This is a genomic window from Amycolatopsis decaplanina DSM 44594, assembly GCF_000342005.1.
In the GTDB taxonomy this organism is placed as follows: domain Bacteria; phylum Actinomycetota; class Actinomycetes; order Mycobacteriales; family Pseudonocardiaceae; genus Amycolatopsis; species Amycolatopsis decaplanina.
Genome location: NZ_AOHO01000047.1, coordinates 97,780 through 114,339, shown reverse-complemented (window position 1 = coordinate 114,339; position 16,560 = coordinate 97,780). Strand labels below are relative to the sequence as shown.

Sequence of the window (16,560 nt, the reverse complement as noted above, 5' to 3'; positions counted from 1 at the left end):
GTGGGGGTGATCGGCGCCGGCTACGTCGGGCTCACGAGTGCCGCGTGCTTCACGCATCTGGGCCATCGGGTGGTCTGCGTCGACAACGATCGGTCCAAAGTGGATGAACTGGAGCGGGGCGAGGTCACGATCGCCGAGCCGGGGCTCACGGAACTCGTCCGGGACGGCCTGGGCCGCGGGCGCCTCCGGTTCACCACCGCGCCGCGGGAACTGTCCGATGTGGACGTCGTGCTGCTCTGCCTGCCCACCCCGGAGGGGAAGGACGGCGACGCCGACGTCCGGGTGCTGGACGAGGTCGTGGCCACACTCCCCGGCCTGCTGGCACCCGGCTGTGTCGTCGTCACCAAGTCCACCGTCCCGGTCGGCACCGGGGCCCGGCTGGAGGAGTCACTGGGACGGCGGGGCCTGCCCGTGGTGAGCAATCCCGAATTCCTCCGTGAGGGGCACGCCGTCGAAGACTTCCTGAATCCCGACCGGATCGTCCTCGGCGCGGTTCCGGCGAACCGGGCGGCCGCCGAACGGGTTGCCGCGTTGTACGGGGAGACGAACGCGCCGGTGTGGTTCACCGATCCGGCCAGCGCCGAGCTCGCGAAGTACGCCAGCAACGCGTTCCTGGCGCTGAAAGTGTCCTACGTGAACGTCCTCGCCGAACTCTGCGAGCATTACGGCGCCGACATCCGCGACGTCGGACGGCTCATGGGGCTCGATTCCCGGATCGGCCCCGCCTTCCTCGTCCCCGGCCCAGGCTGGGGCGGCTCGTGCCTGCCCAAGGACACCGCCGCGCTGCTGAGGACCGCCGAACACGCGGGCGTCGACTTCGGCATCCTCCGCGACGCCATGAAGGCCAACGCCCGCCAGCGGGCGGCCGTGGTGCGGAAGATCCGCCTCGCGATCACCGGTGTTTCGGACGGCTCGCTCTCGGGCATCCGTATCGGGTTGCTCGGACTGGCGTTCAAGGCGGGCACCGGGGATCTGCGTGATTCCCCCGCCCTCGCGGTCGCGCGGGAACTCGCCAGGAGTGGCGCGGTGCTGACCGCGTACGACCCCGGCGTCGAAGCCGTCGAACCGGACACCGTCCAGGTCGTCGACGACCCGTACCTGGTCGCGAAGGACGCGGCGGCGCTGGTCGTGCTCACCGAGTGGCCCGAGTTCCGCGAGCTCGACTGGGACCGGCTCGCCGCCGTCACCGAACGCGCCGTCGTCGTCGACGCCAGGAACCTCTTGGACCCGGCGACGCTCGGCGAAGCGGGCTTCACCCATACGGGACTCGGTACCGATCCGAACAGGAGGACAGGATGACCCAGCCGTTGAAGGCTCTCGCACTGGTGTGCTCGCTCAAACCGTCCCCCGCGCCGTCGAGCAGCGCGCTGATCGCCCAGCAGCTCCTGGACGAACTGGCCGGACACGGCGCCACCGGTGAACTCGTGCGTGTGGTCGACCACGACGTCAAACCGGGTGTGGAAGCCGACATGGGCGACGGCGACGCCTGGCCCGAGATCCGACGCAAGATCGTCGCCGCCGACATCCTGCTGATCTCGACACCGACCTGGGTCGGGCACATGTCCAGTGTGGCCCAGCGCGTACTGGAACGGCTCGACGCCGAACTGTCCGAAACGGACGACGAAGGCAGGCCCGCGATGTTCGGCAAGGTCGGCGTCACCGCCGTCGTCGGCAACGAGGACGGCGCGCACAAGATCACCGCCGATCTGTTCCAGGCCCTCAACGACACCGGCTTCACCGTGCCGGCCCAGGGCGGGACCTATTGGAACGGCGAGGCGATGAAGGGCGGCGACTACAACGACCTCGACGAAACGCCGGAAGCGGTCGCGTCGACCAACGCGACCCTGGCGCGCAACGCCGTCCACCTGGCGAACCTGCTGAGGGAGAAGCAGTACCCCGCGTCCTGACCCGAGGTGTGATCGACCGCTCGGCGGGGTATCCGTTTCCCGTGATCGTCAAAGTGCTGGCGTTCGGTGCTTGCCTGCTGCTCGCCGGCTGTACCGGAACCAGCGGGCAAGAGCCGGTGAAAGAGGCCGCCGGGCGGTTCCTCGGCGCGCTCGCGTCGGGTGATCACCGCTCGGCCTGCGCCCTGCTGGCTCCCCGGGCACGGGAATCCTGGGCGCCGGAAAGTTGCGAGCGGGGGTTGGCGGGCGCGAACATCCCGGACGGAACACCCGAGACGGTCTCGGTCTGGAGCGAAGAGGCCCAGGTCAAGACCGCCCGCGACACCCTTTTCCTGCACGAGTCGTCCACCGGCTGGGTGATCACGGGAGCAGGCTGCCGCCACCGCGACGAACAGGTCTACGACTGCGCGGTGGGCGCGCCATGAGAGCGCGTCCGGTGTTCACCGTCTATCTCGTCTTCGTCGTGGCCGTCCTCGGCTACTGCGTCCTACTGGGTCTGCTGCACCGGTGAAGGGGGCGTTGATGCGGCGCTTTCTTCGTGACAACGCCCTCTCGCTGGGGTTCGGACTGCTGTTCGTGCTGAGTCTCGCGGGACAGGTGTTCTCCGGTCTCGCGGACTACAACGACGAACGGCGCAGCCACGCCGCCGAACCGGTCGGCCTGCTGGACTACCTGGCGTCCGCGGATTTCGCCGTCGACGTCGCCGAGAACTGGCAATCCGAGTACCTGCAGTTCTTCCTCTACGTGTTCGCGACCGTGTGGCTGTTGCAACGAGGGTCCCCCGAATCGAAACCGGCCGACCGGGTCGGCTTGGAAACGGACAAGGACCAGCAGGTCGGGCAACACGCGACGGCCGGCTCACCGAAATGGGCACGGGCGGGCGGCTGGCGAACAGGGATCTTCTCGATGTCACTCGGACTGGTGATGCTGGGACTGTTCCTGCTGTCCTGGCTGGCCCAGTCGGTGGCCGGGATGAGCGCCTACAACGCCGAGCAGCTCACCGAGTTCGGCGATCCGGTGTCGTGGTCCGGCTATCTGGCGTCGTCCGACTTCTGGAACCGCACGCTGCAGAACTGGCAGTCGGAATTCCTCGCCATCGGCTCGATGGCGGTGTTCAGCGTGTACCTGCGCCAGCGCGGCTCCCCCGAATCCAAACCCGTCGGCGCCCCGCATCACGCCACCGACGAATCCGGGTGATTGAAGCGCGGAGAACGGGTATCCGTGCGGCGTCGGACTGACGACCACGGACAGGAGTGTCCATGACCACCACCACGAAACACGACCTCGTCACGGTGATCACCGAGGATCACCGAGGATCACCGTGCCTTCGAACGGATCTTCCAGGAGCTCGAGTCCGGCAAGGGCGGTGATCGGCACCGCAAGGATCTCGCGGACCACGTGATCGCCGAACTCGTGCGGCATTCGATCGCCGAAGAGCAGCACATGTACCCCGCCGCGCGGAAGCACCTCCCCGACGGCGACGAGGTCGCCGACCACGAGATCGAGGAGCACGCCGAAGCCGAGCGCGTGATGAACGACCTCATCGGCCTGGAGCCGACGGACAAGCGGTTCGACGAACTGGTCGGCAAGCTGATCGAGGACGTCCGGCACCACATCGAGGAGGAAGAAAGCGATCTGCTGCCGAAGCTGCAGGCCGCCTGCTCGCCGGAGGACCTGCGAGACCTGGGCGAAAAAGTGTTGCGAGCCAAGGCGATCGCCCCGACCCGGCCGCATCCCGCCGCCCCGGACCGCCCGCCGGCGAACCGGATCCTGGCACCGGGGACGGCGTTCATCGACAAGATCCGGGACGCGCTGGCCAACCGCGACACCTGACCCGCGCGCTTGGGTCACAAGTCCGTGAAGGCCTCCTTGAGGGACCCAGGGTCCCTCAAGGAGGCCTTCACGGACAGCGCGGAGTCAGAGTTCGGCAGGGGCATCCCGCACGGAGGATTCCGGAAGTTCCCCGGTGAGCGCGAAGTCCACCCGCCGCGCCACGGAGACGACCTGGTCCGCGAACCGTTCGTAGAACCGCGCCAGCAACGCCACCGAGATCGCGGGCGCGACGCCGTGGGCCCAGTCCGGCTCGGTGACCAGCGTCATCAGTTCCTCGTACAGCGCGTCGACGCGCTCGTCGGACCGGGCGAGCGAATGGAACGCCTCCGCCGTCGGCCCCTCGATCGCCGCGCCGAGGTCTTCCGCCATCGAGCAGACGAGCCCGGCCATCTCCCCGAAGCGTCCGGCGAGGGCGTCGGGGACGGCGAATTCCGGCGCTCGCGCCGCCTGGTCGGCGATGTGCTGGGCGAGGTCGCCCATCCGCTCCAGCCGGTCCGCGCAGTACACCGCCGCGAGTACGGTCCGCAGGTCGCCCGCGACCGGCGCCTGCAGGGCGAGCAGTTTCTGCGCGGTCTCTTCGCATTCGGTCCGCGCCGCGTTCAGCTTCGCCTCGATCGTCGCCAGCTCGGTGGCCGCCTCGACGTCCCGGTCGAGAAAGACCCGGTTCGCCAGGCGCAGTTCCTCGCACGCCATGCCGCACATGGTCGACAGGAGCTCACCGAGGACGCTCAGTTGACCGTGGAATCGTTCTCTCATGTCAGCACCTTCGCAGGTTCCAGGACGTACGTCGCGTACGCCGCGCGGATCACCGGCTGGGCGACGTTGCGCACCGGCACCCCGCCTGGGCTGACACCTTGCTCGCTGCCGTAGTGCGCGTGCCCGTGCACCGCGAGCGCCACCTGGGCGTCGTCGATCGGTTCGCACAGCAGATACGACCCCAGGAACGGGTGGATCTCCGGAGGCTCGCCGTGCAGTGTGCCGGGGATCGGCGAGTAGTGCGTCAGCGCGACGGTCACGTCGGGCTGCTCGCGTTCGAGCCCTTCCAGCGCGGTGCGCAGCCGTTTGGCCGCCGCCATGGTGTGCTCCACGAAGTCCTTCATCTCGCGTTCGCCGAACCGGCTCGCGCATTTGCCCGCGAAGCCGCCACCGAAGCCCTTCACCCCGGCGACGCCGAGCTTCCCTCCCTCCAGTTCCACCGTGGTGGCCGAACCCTCCAGGACGGTGATCCCGCTTTCCTCCAGCAGCCCGCTGACCGCTTCGGCCGCGTCCGAGTGGTAGTCGTGGTTGCCGAGTACCGACACCACGGGGACGTCGAGCCCGGCGAACTCGTCGGCCACCACCCTGGCCTCTTCGAGGCTGCCGTGCCGGGTGAGGTCGCCCGCGAGCAGCAGCACTTCGGCGTGTTCGGCGATGTTGTCCAGTGCCGGCCGCAGCAGGCCCCGGTTGTCCTCCCCGAGGTGGACGTCCCCGACCGCGGCGACCCGGATCACCGGATCTCCTCGGCGTGCGACGGCTCGCGGACGTCCGCCAGCCGCACGTCGTTGTGCACCAGTTCGGCCGCGATGTGTTCGCAGACGACCGCCTCGATGTCGGCCTTGCGGTTGGTGCAAGGGACCTCGCCGCTGAGCCGGACCTGGTCGCCGCGCACGGTGACGTGCACGCCGAGTTCGGCGGTCCTCGGATCTTCCGCCAGCGCCTTGGTCAGCCTGGCGACCAGGTACTGGGGCGCTTCCTCGGGCATCGGAAGCTCCTTTCCGTCGATGATGGACAGTGCCGCGAGCAGGGTCAGGAACGACCACGCGTACGGCGATCCGGCGGTCTCCTCGGCCACCCGGTGCCAGTCGACCTGCTCACGGAGGTCGCGGGCGATCCGCAGCAGCGGGCCGAAATCGCATCGGTGCGGACTGAGCACGAGGATCTTGTCGACGAGCAGATCGGTCCCGTTGAGCACGGGTGCGGCGGTCGCCCCGACCCGCATCAGCGAAGCGCGGTCGAGCATCTCGTCGGTGACCGGCCGGTGGTTGGGCCGGAAGATCAGGTCGACGAGGCAGTCGCCGTCGTAGACCTTGGTGAGCCAGTCCTCCGGCGGATGCGCCCGTCTCAGCCCCGCGGCCTCCAGGGCGTCCGCCGCTTGCTCGATGTCCTCGTGTTTGAGGAAAAGGTCGACGTCGTGATCCGACGGCGGCCCGCCCCGCGCGTACACGGCGAGGCCACCCGCCACGGCGAATCGCACCGATGTCTGGTCCAAAGTGGACACGACCTTGGTCAGAGTGCGCAGCAGTTCCTTCTCGTTCACGGCCGCTCCCCTACCCCGGTGGCCAGTTCGTGGCCCCTGCCGACGTCCGCTTCCAGCGGTGCGGTCGGAAATCCCTTGCCTTCCCACAGCCCCTCGAGGAACGCTTCGATCGCGTCCTCCGACGAGTATCGCGGCGTCCAGCCGAGCTCTTCCCTGGCGCGCGTGCAGTCCATCACCGGAAGGTGCAGGACTGCGTCGAAAAGCCCCGGCGTGGCCGGGAGCAGGTGCAGCGCCCAGGCCGCGGCGAGCGCGCGCCGGACGAAGGGCGCCGGGACCTTCACCGGCCTGGCGCCGAAGATCCGTGCCAGCGCGCGGGTGTCCAGTACCGGATCGGCGGCGATGTTGAAGGCGCCCTTGACGTCCTGGAGTGCGCACCGGCGATAGGCGTCGGCCACATCCTCGGTGTGCGCGGTCTGGATCCTCAGTCGCGGGATGTCCGGGAACACCGGGATCAGCGACGGCCGCACGAGCTTGCCCGGCACGAACGGCCCGCCGAAAAGACGGCGCTGTTCGGGCGCCGCGGCCTTCTGGAAGAGGAACCCCGGCCGCACCCGTACCACCCGCAGACGGGGATGACTTCGATCGAACGCCTCGAGAACCCTTTCCACATAAGCCTTTTCGCGGGTGTACGCCGCCTTCGGTGAACCGTGGGTCGGCCAGTCCTCGGTCACCGGCCGGTCGTCGTCACTCGGCGAGTACGCCCCGATCGACGACGCGTACACCAGCGCCGGTACCCGCATCGCCTGCGCGGCTTCGAACACCCGGATCGAACCCAGCACGTTGGATCGCCAGGTGACCTCGGGCCGGTGTGTGGGCTGGAAAAGCCAGGCGAGGTGGATCACCACGTCAGCGCCGTCGAACACGGCGCGAAGGTCGTCGCGGGCGACGTCGGCGGTGACGAACTCGGTCTTCGGGCTCTCCCAGTGGCTGGGGCGCCTCGCCACGCCGACGATCGATCCGACCTCGGGGTCCGAACCCAGTGCGCGTACCACCGCCGTCCCGACGTTGCCGGTGGCGCCGGTGACCACGATCCGCTTACCACTGCTCATGGGTACGGTTACCCACCGTCGCACCGGCTTAATCGGCGCGGAGCCGCTGGACGAGACGGCGGGCGGGCAACGCCATCGCCCCCAGCCCGATCGACGTGGTGACCTCGTCCGTGGGTGCGACGAGCAGGTGGTCGATCTCGTCGAGCAGCTTCCGGCATCGATCGAGCTTGTCCGGGTCACCCGAGCGGGCCACCTCGGCAACGGCTTCGAGCAGGTCGCCGACCACCCCGCGCGCGTATTCGCCGGGACGCCGGAACGGCTGTTCGCTCCGGGCGGCCTCACTCACCGCGTCGATCAGCTGGGCGAGCGGCGGCCACAGGGAAACGAGGTTCGCCAGTGGCTCCTCCCTGGTCTCACGCCGTCCACGGAGGTTCAGGTACCGGCTCTCCCGGGTCCAGCCGATCGCGTCTTCCGCCTCCGCGACCAGGCTGCGAACGTCCCGCATGCGGTCGTCCAGGACCTCGGTCGCCTCGCCGGCGCGGACCAGTGCCGCGGTCTCGTCGAGGACGTCGGCGATCACCGCGGCCAGCCGGGAAGCCGCCGCTCGCAGGCGCTCGCCGTGCAGCGGCGGCAGGATCACCGCGTTGAGCACCGCGCCGATCGCCGCCCCCAGCGCGGTTTCCAGCAGCCGGTCGGCGAGCAGGACGGGTTCGGTCGCGTTGCCGTAGGAGATCAGCAGCATGCCGGTGATCCCGACCCACACCCCTGAATCGCCGAAACCCCGCCAAGAGCCGATCAGCAGCCCGGTGAAGATGACCAGCCCGAGCGCCACCGTCACCGACGGGATGACCTGACCGGCACCCGCCGCGAGCACCACCCCCACGCCGACCGCGCCGACCTGCTGCGCCCAGCCCCGCAGGGACCGGTAGACGGTGGCCTGCACGAGGAACACCGCCGCGTACGGCGCTAGGAAGGGCTGCGGCAACCGCAGAACCGACGTCGCGACGATCCAGGCGATCACTGCCGCGGCCGTGGCCTTCGCGATCTGGATGAGACTCCGGCGCTCTTCCCCCGGGACCCGGAACGCCCGGGCGGCCCAGGTGAACGGCGCCGTCCATCGGTTCCGGACGTCCATCACGGTCCCGGGATCGCCAGATGAACGACCTTCGTCTGCGTCATCTCGCCGAGCAGTTCGGGCCCGTAACCGTAACCACTGCCGCTGGCCCCCCGCGGATGGGCGGCCCCGCCTGGAGCGCCACCGAAGACGCTGTTGATCTTCACGGTCCCGACCGGGAGTTCGCGCCAGGCCCGCTGCGCGTGCGCCATCGAGGAGGTCAGCACCGTGGCCGCGAGACCGTACTCGCCGGCGGCGGCCTGTGCGAGTGCCTGATCGAAGTTCGCGGCCACCGTCACCGGCGCGACCGGGCCGAAGGTCTCCTCGGTGAGGACCCTCATCTCGGAGGTGCATCCGGTGAGGACGGTCGCCGGGTAGAAGGCACCGGGACCGTCCGGCACGATACCTCCGACGAGCGGATCGGCGCCTTGCGCGATCGCTTCCGCGACTTGGGCGTGCACACCTTCGCGGTGCCGCCGGTCGACGAGCGGGGCCAGTTCGCGATGGCCCGCTTCGGCGGCCAGCGCGGTGAGGAAAGCGTCCGCGATGTCCTGGTGCACATGGATCCGTTCGACCGAGACACAGATCTGCCCGGAGTTGGCGAAGGCCCCGGTCGCCGCCTGCTCGGCCGCCCAGACGGGGTCCACGCCGGCGTCGACGACGAGCGGATCGTTGCCGCCGTTCTCCAGCAGCACCTTGGCGCCGGTCTTCGCCGCGCTCGCCGCGATCGAGCGGCCCGCGGCGGTCCCGCCGACGTGCGCGATGACGTCGACGTCCGCGTGGGCCGCGAGTTCCGCGCCGACGCTCCCGTCGCCCTGGACGGTCTGGAGCACGCCCTCGGGAAGTGCCTCCGACAGCACGTTCCCCAGCCAGGCGCCGGTGTGCGGACAGCGCTCGCTCGGCTTGTGCACCACCGTGTTGCCCATGACCACCGCGGCGCCCAGCAGCCCGCAGGCCACGGCGACGGGGTCGTTCCACGGCGTCAGCACCACGACCACGCCCCGGGGTTCCGGCACCATCAGGTCGGTGGCCGACGGGTCGCCCAGCAGGGACCGTCCGCGGTGCACCGGACCCAGTTCGGCGTACTGCTCCAAGGTCCCGGCTCCGGCGAGGACGCCTTCTTCGGCCTCGGCGCGAGGCTTACCGGTCTCGCTCTCGATGAGGACGGCGATTTCGGCCGCCCGCGCCCGGAGCGACCTGGCCGCGTCCTTCAGCGCGACCCCGCGTCCGGCCGCCGGTGTGGCCGCCCAACCCGGCGCCTGCCGCTTCGCCGTGGCGATCGCCGTCTCGACCCCTTCGGGCGTCGCCGCCTTGACGCTGCCGACGAGACTGTCGTCGGCGGGATCGCGGATCTCCAGCACGGTCTGCCGATCCACCGTGGTCATTCGCACCTCCTCCGAGTTCCTGCGCGTCGGTTACCCGGTGCCGCCGCCTCGCACACGTGGCCGTTTCGCGGAAACCGTGCCGGGGTAGCCGCGAGGGAACCCACCACCGCGAAGGGGCGAGATCTGTGGCACAGCATCGAGAGGACGCGAAGGACGAACAACTGGGCGGAAGCCGGGTGGATCCTGAACAATCCGCGCTGACGACCCAGCAGGGTGTCCGGGTCGACCACACGGACGATTCACTGACGGCGGGCACCCGGGGCCCGACCCTGCTCGAAGATTTCCACGCCCGCGAGAAGATCACGCATTTCGACCACGAGCGCATCCCCGAACGTGTGGTGCACGCGCGCGGGGCGGGCGCCTACGGGTTCTTCGAGGCTTACGACGACGCTCTGTCCGACTACACGGTCGCCGAATTCCTCACCAGCGGCGAGAAGATCCCCGTGTTCGTGCGGTTCTCCACCGTCGCCGGTTCGCGTGGTTCGGCCGACACCGTGCGCGACGTCCGCGGCTTCGCGACCAAGTTCTACACCCGCCAGGGCAACTACGACCTCGTGGGCAACAACATGCCGGTGTTCTTCATCCAGGACGGCATCAAGTTCCCCGACTTCGTGCACGCGGTCAAACCCGAGCCGCGCAACGAGATCCCGCAGGCCCAGTCGGCGCACGACACCTTCTGGGATTTCGTCTCGCTGCAGCCGGAGAGCCTGCACATGGTGCTCTGGCTGATGTCCGATCGGGCGCTGCCGCGCAGTTACCGGATGATGCAGGGTTTCGGCGTCCACACCTTCCGGCTCGTCAACGCCGACGGCAAGGGCACCTTCGTGAAGTTCCACTGGAAGCCCGTCCTCGGCACGCATTCACTGGTGTGGGACGAATGTCAGAAGATCGCGGGCAAGGACCCCGACTTCAACCGGCGCGACCTGTGGGACGCCATCGAATCCGGGCAGTACCCGGAATGGGAGCTCGGCGTCCAACTGGTGGACGAGGACTCCGAGCACGACTTCGACTTCGATCTGCTGGACGCCACGAAGATCATCCCCGAGGAGCAGGTGCCGGTGCGTCCGGTCGGGCGGATGGTCCTGGACCGCAACCCCGACGACTTCTTCGCCGAGACCGAGCAGATCGCCTTCCACACCGCGAACGTGGTCCCCGGCATCGACTTCACCAACGATCCGCTGTTGCAGGCACGGAACTTCTCCTACCTCGACACGCAGCTGATCCGGCTCGGCGGGCCCAACTTCTCCCAGCTCCCGGTGAACCGGCCGATCGCGCCGGTGCACACGAACCAGCGTGACGGGTACGGCCAGCAGAACGTCCACAAGGGACGGACGAGCTACTTCCCGAACTCGCTCGGCGGTGGCTGCCCGGCGATCGCCGATTCCGGCGTGTTCCGGCACTACACCGAAGCCGTGTCGGGCCACAAGATCCGGGAACGCAGCGAGAGTTTCAAGGACTTCTACAGCCAGGCGACCCTGTTCTGGAACAGCATGTCGCCGATCGAACGCGAGCACATCGTCGCCGCGTTCCGGTTCGAACTCGGCAAGGTCGAGGACCGGGAGGTCCGGGCGCGGACGGTCGCCGAACTCAACAACGTCGACCACGACCTGGCGGCCAGGGTGGCCGAGGGCATCGGGGTGAGCGTGCCCGCGGCTCCCGCCACACCCCATCACGACCGCACGTCGCCCGCGCTTTCCCAGCTCGACCAGCCCTCGGGCGCCGCGATCAGCCGGAAGGTCGCCGTGCTCGCCGCCGACGGGGTGGACACGATCGGCGTCCGCCGCCTGGTCGAGGCGCTGACCACCGAGGGCGCGATCGCCGAGGTCCTGGCTCCCACCGAGGCCGAACTCCGGCCGGGTGGCGAAGGCGACCCCCTGCGGCCGGACAGGCAGCTCAACACCATGGCTTCGGTGCTTTACGACGCTGTCGTCGTGCCGTGCGGCCCGAGCGCGATCACCATCCTCGAACATGACGGGTACGCGGTGCATTTCGTCGCCGAGGCATACAAGCACGGCAAGCCGGTGGCCGCCTTCGGCTCGGGTCTGGACCTGCTGCGCCGGGCCGGGGTGACCTCGAAGCTGGCCGACGACGCCGAAATCCTGATCGATCAGGGCGTCGTGACCACCACGGCGGCCGAAGCGACCCTTCCCGACGGCTTCTTCGCCTCGTTCACCGCGCAACTGGGCGAACATCGCTCGTGGCAGCGGAAGACCGACGCGATCCCGGCGTGACCGGAGTTTGCGGCCGTGGGACCCGGGTACCGGAAGAGGGTGACCGCCCTTGACTACACGATCGTGATCCCGACGACCGGCCGGGAGAACCTTTACACACTCCTGGCAGCGATCGAAGCCGCCGGGGAACCGCGGCCCGCGCGGATCATCGTCGCCGACGACCGGCCCGTCGGCGACGACCTGCGGCTTCCCCCGTCCACAGCGGGAATCGAAGTGGTCCGCTCCGGCGGGCGCGGTCCCGCCGCGGCCCGCAACGCCGGCTGGCGTCGCGCGAAGACCGAATGGGTCGCGTTCCTCGACGACGACGTGCTGATCGGTTCGGACTGGCCTCGGAAGCTCGCGGAAGATCTTCTCCCTCTCGGACCGGAGACGGCGGCGTCACAGGCACGCCTGGTCGTACCGCTGCCCCCGGACCGCCGCCCGACCGACGACGAACGCGGAACGGCCGGGCTGGAGACGGCCAGGTGGATCACCGCCGACATGGCGTACCGCCGGGCCGTGCTAGCCGAGGTCGGCGGCTTCGACGAACGCTTTCCCCGCGCCTACCGGGAAGATTCGGACCTGGCCTTGAAGGTCGCGAAGGCGGGCCATCTCATCGCACGGGGCGAACGCGTCACCGTCCACCCGCCCAAACGGTCGGGCCCGCTGGCCAGCCTGCGCGCCCAGCGGGGCAACGCCGACGACGCGCTCATGCGGCACAAGCACGGTGTCCTCTGGCGGCAGCAGACCGGAGCCGGTCACGGACGGCTCGAACGGCACGCGCTGGCCACCGTGAGCGCGGCCGGCGCCGTGGCTCTGTTCGCGCTGGGACGCCGTAAGGCCGCCGCGGTGGCGGCCGGGGTGTGGGCGGGACTGACCGCCGAGTTCGCCGCGCGCCGGATCGCCCCGGGACCGCTCACCCCGGGCGAGGTCTCGCGAATGCTCCTGACCAGCGTGCTCATCCCGCCCGCGGCCTGCTACCACCGGCTGCGCGGGGAGCTGCGGCACCGGCTGTCCCGGCGGCCGCAGGCCCTGCTGTTCGACCGGGACGACACCCTCATCGTCGACGTGCCCTACCTCGACGATCCCGACGGGGTCCGTCCCGTTCCCGGCGCCGGAGAACTTCTGCACGACGTCCGTGCGGCGGGTATCAGGATCGGCGTGGTCAGCAATCAGTCCGGAGTGGCCAAAGGCCTGATCACCCCGGACCGGCTGGCCGCGGTGAACGCCCGTGTCGAACAGGTCCTCGGTCCGTTCGGAACCTGGCAGGTCTGCGTACACGACGACGGCGACGGCTGCGCCTGCCGGAAACCCGCGCCGGGACTGGTTCACCAGGCCGCGGAGGCACTCAATGTGGACGTCCGCCGTTGCGTGGTCATCGGCGACACCGGTGCCGACGTCGACGCCGCTCTCGCCGCCGGAGCCCGCGCAATCCTCGTCCCGACCGCGCGGACCCGGCCGGAAGAGGTCGATCGCGCCCGCCGCCGCGCGACCGTCGCCCGCGACCTCGCCGAAGCCGTCCACCTGGCCGTCGCGGGTTCTCGATGAAAGGGAACGTCCTGGTCGCGAGGATGGACAACCTCGGCGACGTACTGCTCGCCGGCCCCTGCGTCCGCGCGGTCGCGGCCGATTCGGAACGGGTGGTCCTGCTGACCGGGCCCCGGGGCCGCGCCGCGGGAGAACTGCTGCCCGGCGTCGACGAGGTGATCACCTGGTGCGCGCCGTGGATCGACCCCGAGCCGCCGCCGGTCACTCGAAAGGACACCGATGCGTTCGTCCGGCGCTTGCGCGAGTTCTCCTTCGACGCGGCGCTGGTGCTGACGTCGTTCCACCAATCCCCGCTCCCCTTGGCGCTGCTGCTGAGGATGGCGGGGGTGCCGTGGATCGGCGCGGTCTGTGAGGACTATCCCGGGTCGCTGCTGGACCTGCGGCACCGCGTTCCCGGTGATCCGCCGGAGCCGGTCCGGATGCTCTCCCTGGCCGAAGAAGCCGGATTCCCGTTGCCGCCCGGCGACGACGGCGGTCTCGCGATCCGCGAACCGCTGCCGCCGGTGGACGACCTGCTCGGCACGGAAACGCGCGACAAGGGTTACGTCGTCGTCCACCCCGCCGCGTCGGTCCCGGCCAGGCAACCCTCCGCCGAACGCTCGGCGGAGATCGTGCGGAAACTACGGGCCGCCGGGCACCACGTCGTCGTCACCGGGTCCCCGTCGGAAAGCGCGCTGACCAGGAAGGTCGCCGGCGACGCTCTCGACCTGGGTGGCCGTACCGGACTGTCCGAATTGGCGGCCGTGCTCTCCGGGGCGGACGTCGTTGTGGCGCCCAACACCGGTCCCGCTCACCTCGCGGCCGCCGTCGGGACACCGGTGGTCTCCCTGTTCGCACCTGTCGTGCCGGCGTCACGCTGGGCGCCGTACGGGGTGCCGTCCGAAGTGCTCGGCGACCAGCAGGCGGCGTGCCGGGACAGCCGGGCCCGGGTCTGTCCCGTGCCCGGCCATCCGTGCCTGGACCGTCTCGCGCCCGAAGCCGTCGTCGACGCCGTGTCGCGCCTCAGCCGGGTGTCGTCTCGCCGCCCAGCGCTGCGATGACCTCACCGCTGTAATACGACGAGAGCCGGTTGGACGCCAAGAAGACGTACGACGGCGCGAGGTCGTCAGGATGCGCCGCCCGCTCGAACGGGACCTGGAGGCCGAACTTCTCCACCTTTTCGGGCGGGAACGTCGACGGAATCAACGGTGTCCACACCGGACCGGGCGCGACACAGTTGATCCGGACGCCGCGATCGGCCAGCGCCTGCGCCATCGCGTACGTCCAAGCGTGCACGGCGCCCTTGGTCGCGGAGTAGTCGATGAGGGATTTGTTGCCCCGCAGGCCGTTCACCGAACCGGTGTTGATGATGACCGAGCCCTCGGCCAGGTGGGGCAACGCGGCGTTCGTCACCCGGAAGAAGCTGTGGATGTTCACATCGAAGGTGTGCGTCCACTGCTCGTCGGTGAGCTCCTCCGGGGAGTCGACCGGCCACTGCGTGGCGACATTGTTGACCAGGATGTCCAGGCCGCCGAGCTCCTTCACCGTCCGGTCCACGATCTCGCGGCATTGCGCCGCCTCGGCGAGGTCACCCGGCAAGAGGAGGCACTCGCGTCCTTCAGCGCGTACGCGTTCCTCGGTGTACTTCGCGTCCTCGTGCTCGTTGAGGTAGGCGATCGCCACGTCGGCGCCTTCCTTCGCGAAGGCGATGGCGACCGCGCGGCCGATCCCGGAGTCACCGCCGGTGATCAAGGCACGCTTGCCGACCAGCAGTTCGCGGCCCTCGTAGTCCTCCATGGAGTCACGCGGCGGCGGGTCCATTTTCGACGTCACGCCCGGCGGTTCCTGCTGCTGCGGCGGCCGTAACTTGTCTGCCATCGGGACTCCTCCGTTCGGGGTGCTTTCCGGAGGGTTACCCGGGTGGCCGCGGTCTCGAACATGATCCGGTCTCGTGAGTGGTAAGGACGGTTCTTGAGAGGTAGGGCAAATGTGGCGGACACCCGAACGGTACCTGCGGCCTCAGGCACACCAGCAGTCACAGCGGTGCCGCGTGAAGGCCTTGCGCGGGTACATGATGGTCCCCTTCCTTGCGCCTGGCGCAAGGAAGGGGACCATCATGTACTTCGCCAGGGTGTGAAGGTCGAGTTTCCACGGCTGAGCCGCGAGTCAGGAAAGTCCGTGAAGGCCTCCTTCCCTACCCTGAAAGTAGGGAAGGAGGCCTTCACGGAGCCACCTTTGCCTTACCCTCTATAGAACCGTCCTTACCACTCACGAGGTGCTTGTGGATCAGTGCACCCGCCGGTCCTCCGCCGTGCCCCGGTACCGGATCGTCCACAGGCTGCGGCGGATGTAGGTGCGCTGCAGCCACCGGTCGCGCCCGTTGTGCCGCGCGAAGAACTGCGACCGCGCGTGCAGGCCCTTCCGGTTGTTGATCAGCAGCGCCGTCCCCGGCTCCAGCTTGACCTGGTGCGCGACCTCGCGGCAGACCCGCTGCAGGTGCTCCAGCGCCTGCTCCGCCTCCACCGTCTCCCCCACCACGCCGTTGGCCGAGACCGCCACTTCCGGCGACTCCGCCGGCCCGGAGATCACCGGCACGAGGTCGGAGAGCACGTCGGCCCCCTTGGCCACGTCGCGCACGTAGCTCCCGGGCGCGTTGAGCCGGAACAGCGGGCGGCGCAGGACGTCGAGCACCTCCGGGTCCAGGGCGGCCGAAATGTCCCTGCCGTCGGCGTAGTAGGTGACGGCCTCCTTGTTCCCGTCCTGGCGCACGCAGTTCAGCACCAGGAAGTCCGGATTGGACACGTCGTACCGTCCGACCTCGTCGTGCACGATGTCGTTGTGGAAGTTCAGGAACACGTGCGAGCTCTGGTTGGTCTGGCTCCGCGCCCCCGCCGAGACCGGGACGACGTCGTGCACGAGCCGCCCGCTCTTCTCGGTGGTGAACCCGACGGGCTCGCCGAGCAGCTGGCTCAGTCCCAAAAGGACGGTCTCGGCGACGAACGTCTTCTTGTCCTTGCTGGGTTCCCCGTCGATCGGCGTCTCCGGGAGTTCCGGGTCCACCGGCAGGTTGCGCACGAGCGCGACGCCGGGGGTGTCGACGTGCCTGCCGAAGTCCAGGATCGTCTGCAACTGGTCGATGGGCAGCTTCGAGAACGCGACCCTGAGCATCGCCAGCGAGCGGTCGATGTCGTCGACGGGGTTCGGGAAGGACCGCAGCTCGCTCCCGATGGTGTCCCGGACCTCGTCGGCGAGCACGACCTCGGCGAAGGTGCTGACTAGGGTTTCCTGCTTGCTGGTCATGA

At 69.4% G+C, this 16,560-nt stretch carries 15 protein-coding genes and 1 pseudogene; 8 read left to right on the top strand and 8 right to left on the bottom strand.

Annotated features, from left to right (window positions below):
* From H074_RS11970 to H074_RS11950, 5 genes and pseudogenes are all read left to right on the top strand, one after another.
* A complete protein-coding gene (locus H074_RS11970; RefSeq protein WP_007030296.1) occupies positions 1-1,299 on the top strand; it encodes a UDP-glucose dehydrogenase family protein in 1,299 nt (432 codons plus the stop codon).
* A complete protein-coding gene (locus H074_RS11965) occupies positions 1,296-1,907 on the top strand; it encodes a flavodoxin family protein (protein WP_007030295.1) in 612 nt (203 codons plus the stop codon). Before H074_RS11970 ends, H074_RS11965 begins: the two co-directional genes overlap by 4 nt.
* 41 nt (positions 1,908-1,948) lie before the next feature.
* On the top strand, positions 1,949-2,329 hold the full coding sequence (locus tag H074_RS11960) for a hypothetical protein (RefSeq protein ID WP_039922266.1): 381 nt from the start codon (positions 1,949-1,951) through the stop codon (positions 2,327-2,329).
* A 97-nt stretch (positions 2,330-2,426) separates the two neighbouring features.
* Positions 2,427-3,101, top strand: a complete 675-nt coding sequence (locus H074_RS11955) for a DUF6766 family protein (protein ID WP_007030293.1) — start codon at positions 2,427-2,429, stop codon at positions 3,099-3,101.
* 62 nt (positions 3,102-3,163) lie between these two features.
* Positions 3,164-3,737: pseudogene (locus tag H074_RS11950) on the top strand (hemerythrin domain-containing protein).
* A gap of 84 nt (positions 3,738-3,821) precedes the next feature.
* On the opposite strand, the gene H074_RS11945 reads toward H074_RS11950, so the two are convergent.
* The 6 genes from H074_RS11945 to H074_RS11920 are packed head-to-tail and all read right to left on the bottom strand — an operon-like array spanning position 3,822 to position 9,521.
* Positions 3,822-4,493 carry a phosphate signaling complex PhoU family protein gene (locus H074_RS11945; protein ID WP_007030291.1) on the bottom strand — a complete coding sequence of 224 codons (672 nt, stop codon included), beginning with the start codon at positions 4,491-4,493 and terminating at the stop codon, positions 3,822-3,824.
* Positions 4,490-5,227 (bottom strand): metallophosphoesterase family protein, encoded by a 738-nt coding sequence (locus tag H074_RS11940; protein WP_007030290.1) that lies wholly within the window; start codon positions 5,225-5,227, stop codon positions 4,490-4,492. Before H074_RS11940 ends, H074_RS11945 begins: the two co-directional genes overlap by 4 nt.
* The gene (locus H074_RS11935; protein WP_007030289.1) at positions 5,224-6,033 is read right to left on the bottom strand and encodes a nucleotidyltransferase family protein; all 810 of its coding nucleotides are present in this window, start codon (positions 6,031-6,033) and stop codon (positions 5,224-5,226) included. The genes H074_RS11940 and H074_RS11935 overlap by 4 nt, the downstream gene beginning before the upstream one ends.
* Positions 6,030-7,082, bottom strand: coding sequence for an NAD-dependent epimerase/dehydratase family protein (locus H074_RS11930; RefSeq protein WP_007030288.1), 1,053 nt, complete (start codon positions 7,080-7,082; stop codon positions 6,030-6,032). The genes H074_RS11935 and H074_RS11930 overlap by 4 nt, the downstream gene beginning before the upstream one ends.
* Before the next feature lie 28 nt (positions 7,083-7,110).
* Positions 7,111-8,157: an FUSC family protein gene (locus tag H074_RS11925; RefSeq protein ID WP_007030287.1), complete on the bottom strand. Its 1,047-nt coding sequence runs from the start codon at positions 8,155-8,157 to the stop codon at positions 7,111-7,113.
* The gene (locus H074_RS11920; protein WP_007030286.1) at positions 8,157-9,521 is read right to left on the bottom strand and encodes an aldehyde dehydrogenase family protein; all 1,365 of its coding nucleotides are present in this window, start codon (positions 9,519-9,521) and stop codon (positions 8,157-8,159) included. The genes H074_RS11925 and H074_RS11920 overlap by 1 nt, the downstream gene beginning before the upstream one ends.
* Positions 9,522-9,646: 125 nt before the next feature.
* On the opposite strand from H074_RS11920, the gene H074_RS11915 reads away from it, so the two are divergent.
* Genes H074_RS11915 through H074_RS11905 form a run of 3 tightly spaced genes read left to right on the top strand, consistent with a single transcriptional unit; the run spans position 9,647 to position 14,319 of the window.
* Complete coding sequence (locus H074_RS11915) at positions 9,647-11,752, top strand: catalase (protein WP_007030285.1); 2,106 nt, start codon at positions 9,647-9,649, stop codon at positions 11,750-11,752.
* Between the two features lie 39 nt (positions 11,753-11,791).
* Positions 11,792-13,279 (top strand): HAD-IIIA family hydrolase, encoded by a 1,488-nt coding sequence (locus tag H074_RS11910; RefSeq protein WP_007030284.1) that lies wholly within the window; start codon positions 11,792-11,794, stop codon positions 13,277-13,279.
* Entirely contained in the window at positions 13,276-14,319 is a 1,044-nt protein-coding gene (locus tag H074_RS11905; RefSeq protein WP_007030283.1) for a glycosyltransferase family 9 protein, read from the top strand. Before H074_RS11910 ends, H074_RS11905 begins: the two co-directional genes overlap by 4 nt.
* Here the strand turns inward: H074_RS11905 and H074_RS11900 are convergent.
* Positions 14,282-15,136, bottom strand: coding sequence for an SDR family oxidoreductase (locus H074_RS11900; protein ID WP_007030282.1), 855 nt, complete (start codon positions 15,134-15,136; stop codon positions 14,282-14,284). The genes H074_RS11905 and H074_RS11900 overlap by 38 nt on opposite strands.
* 408 nt (positions 15,137-15,544) lie before the next feature.
* Positions 15,545-16,558 (bottom strand): TauD/TfdA family dioxygenase, encoded by a 1,014-nt coding sequence (locus H074_RS11895; RefSeq protein ID WP_007030281.1) that lies wholly within the window; start codon positions 16,556-16,558, stop codon positions 15,545-15,547.
* Positions 16,559-16,560 lie beyond the last annotated feature (2 nt).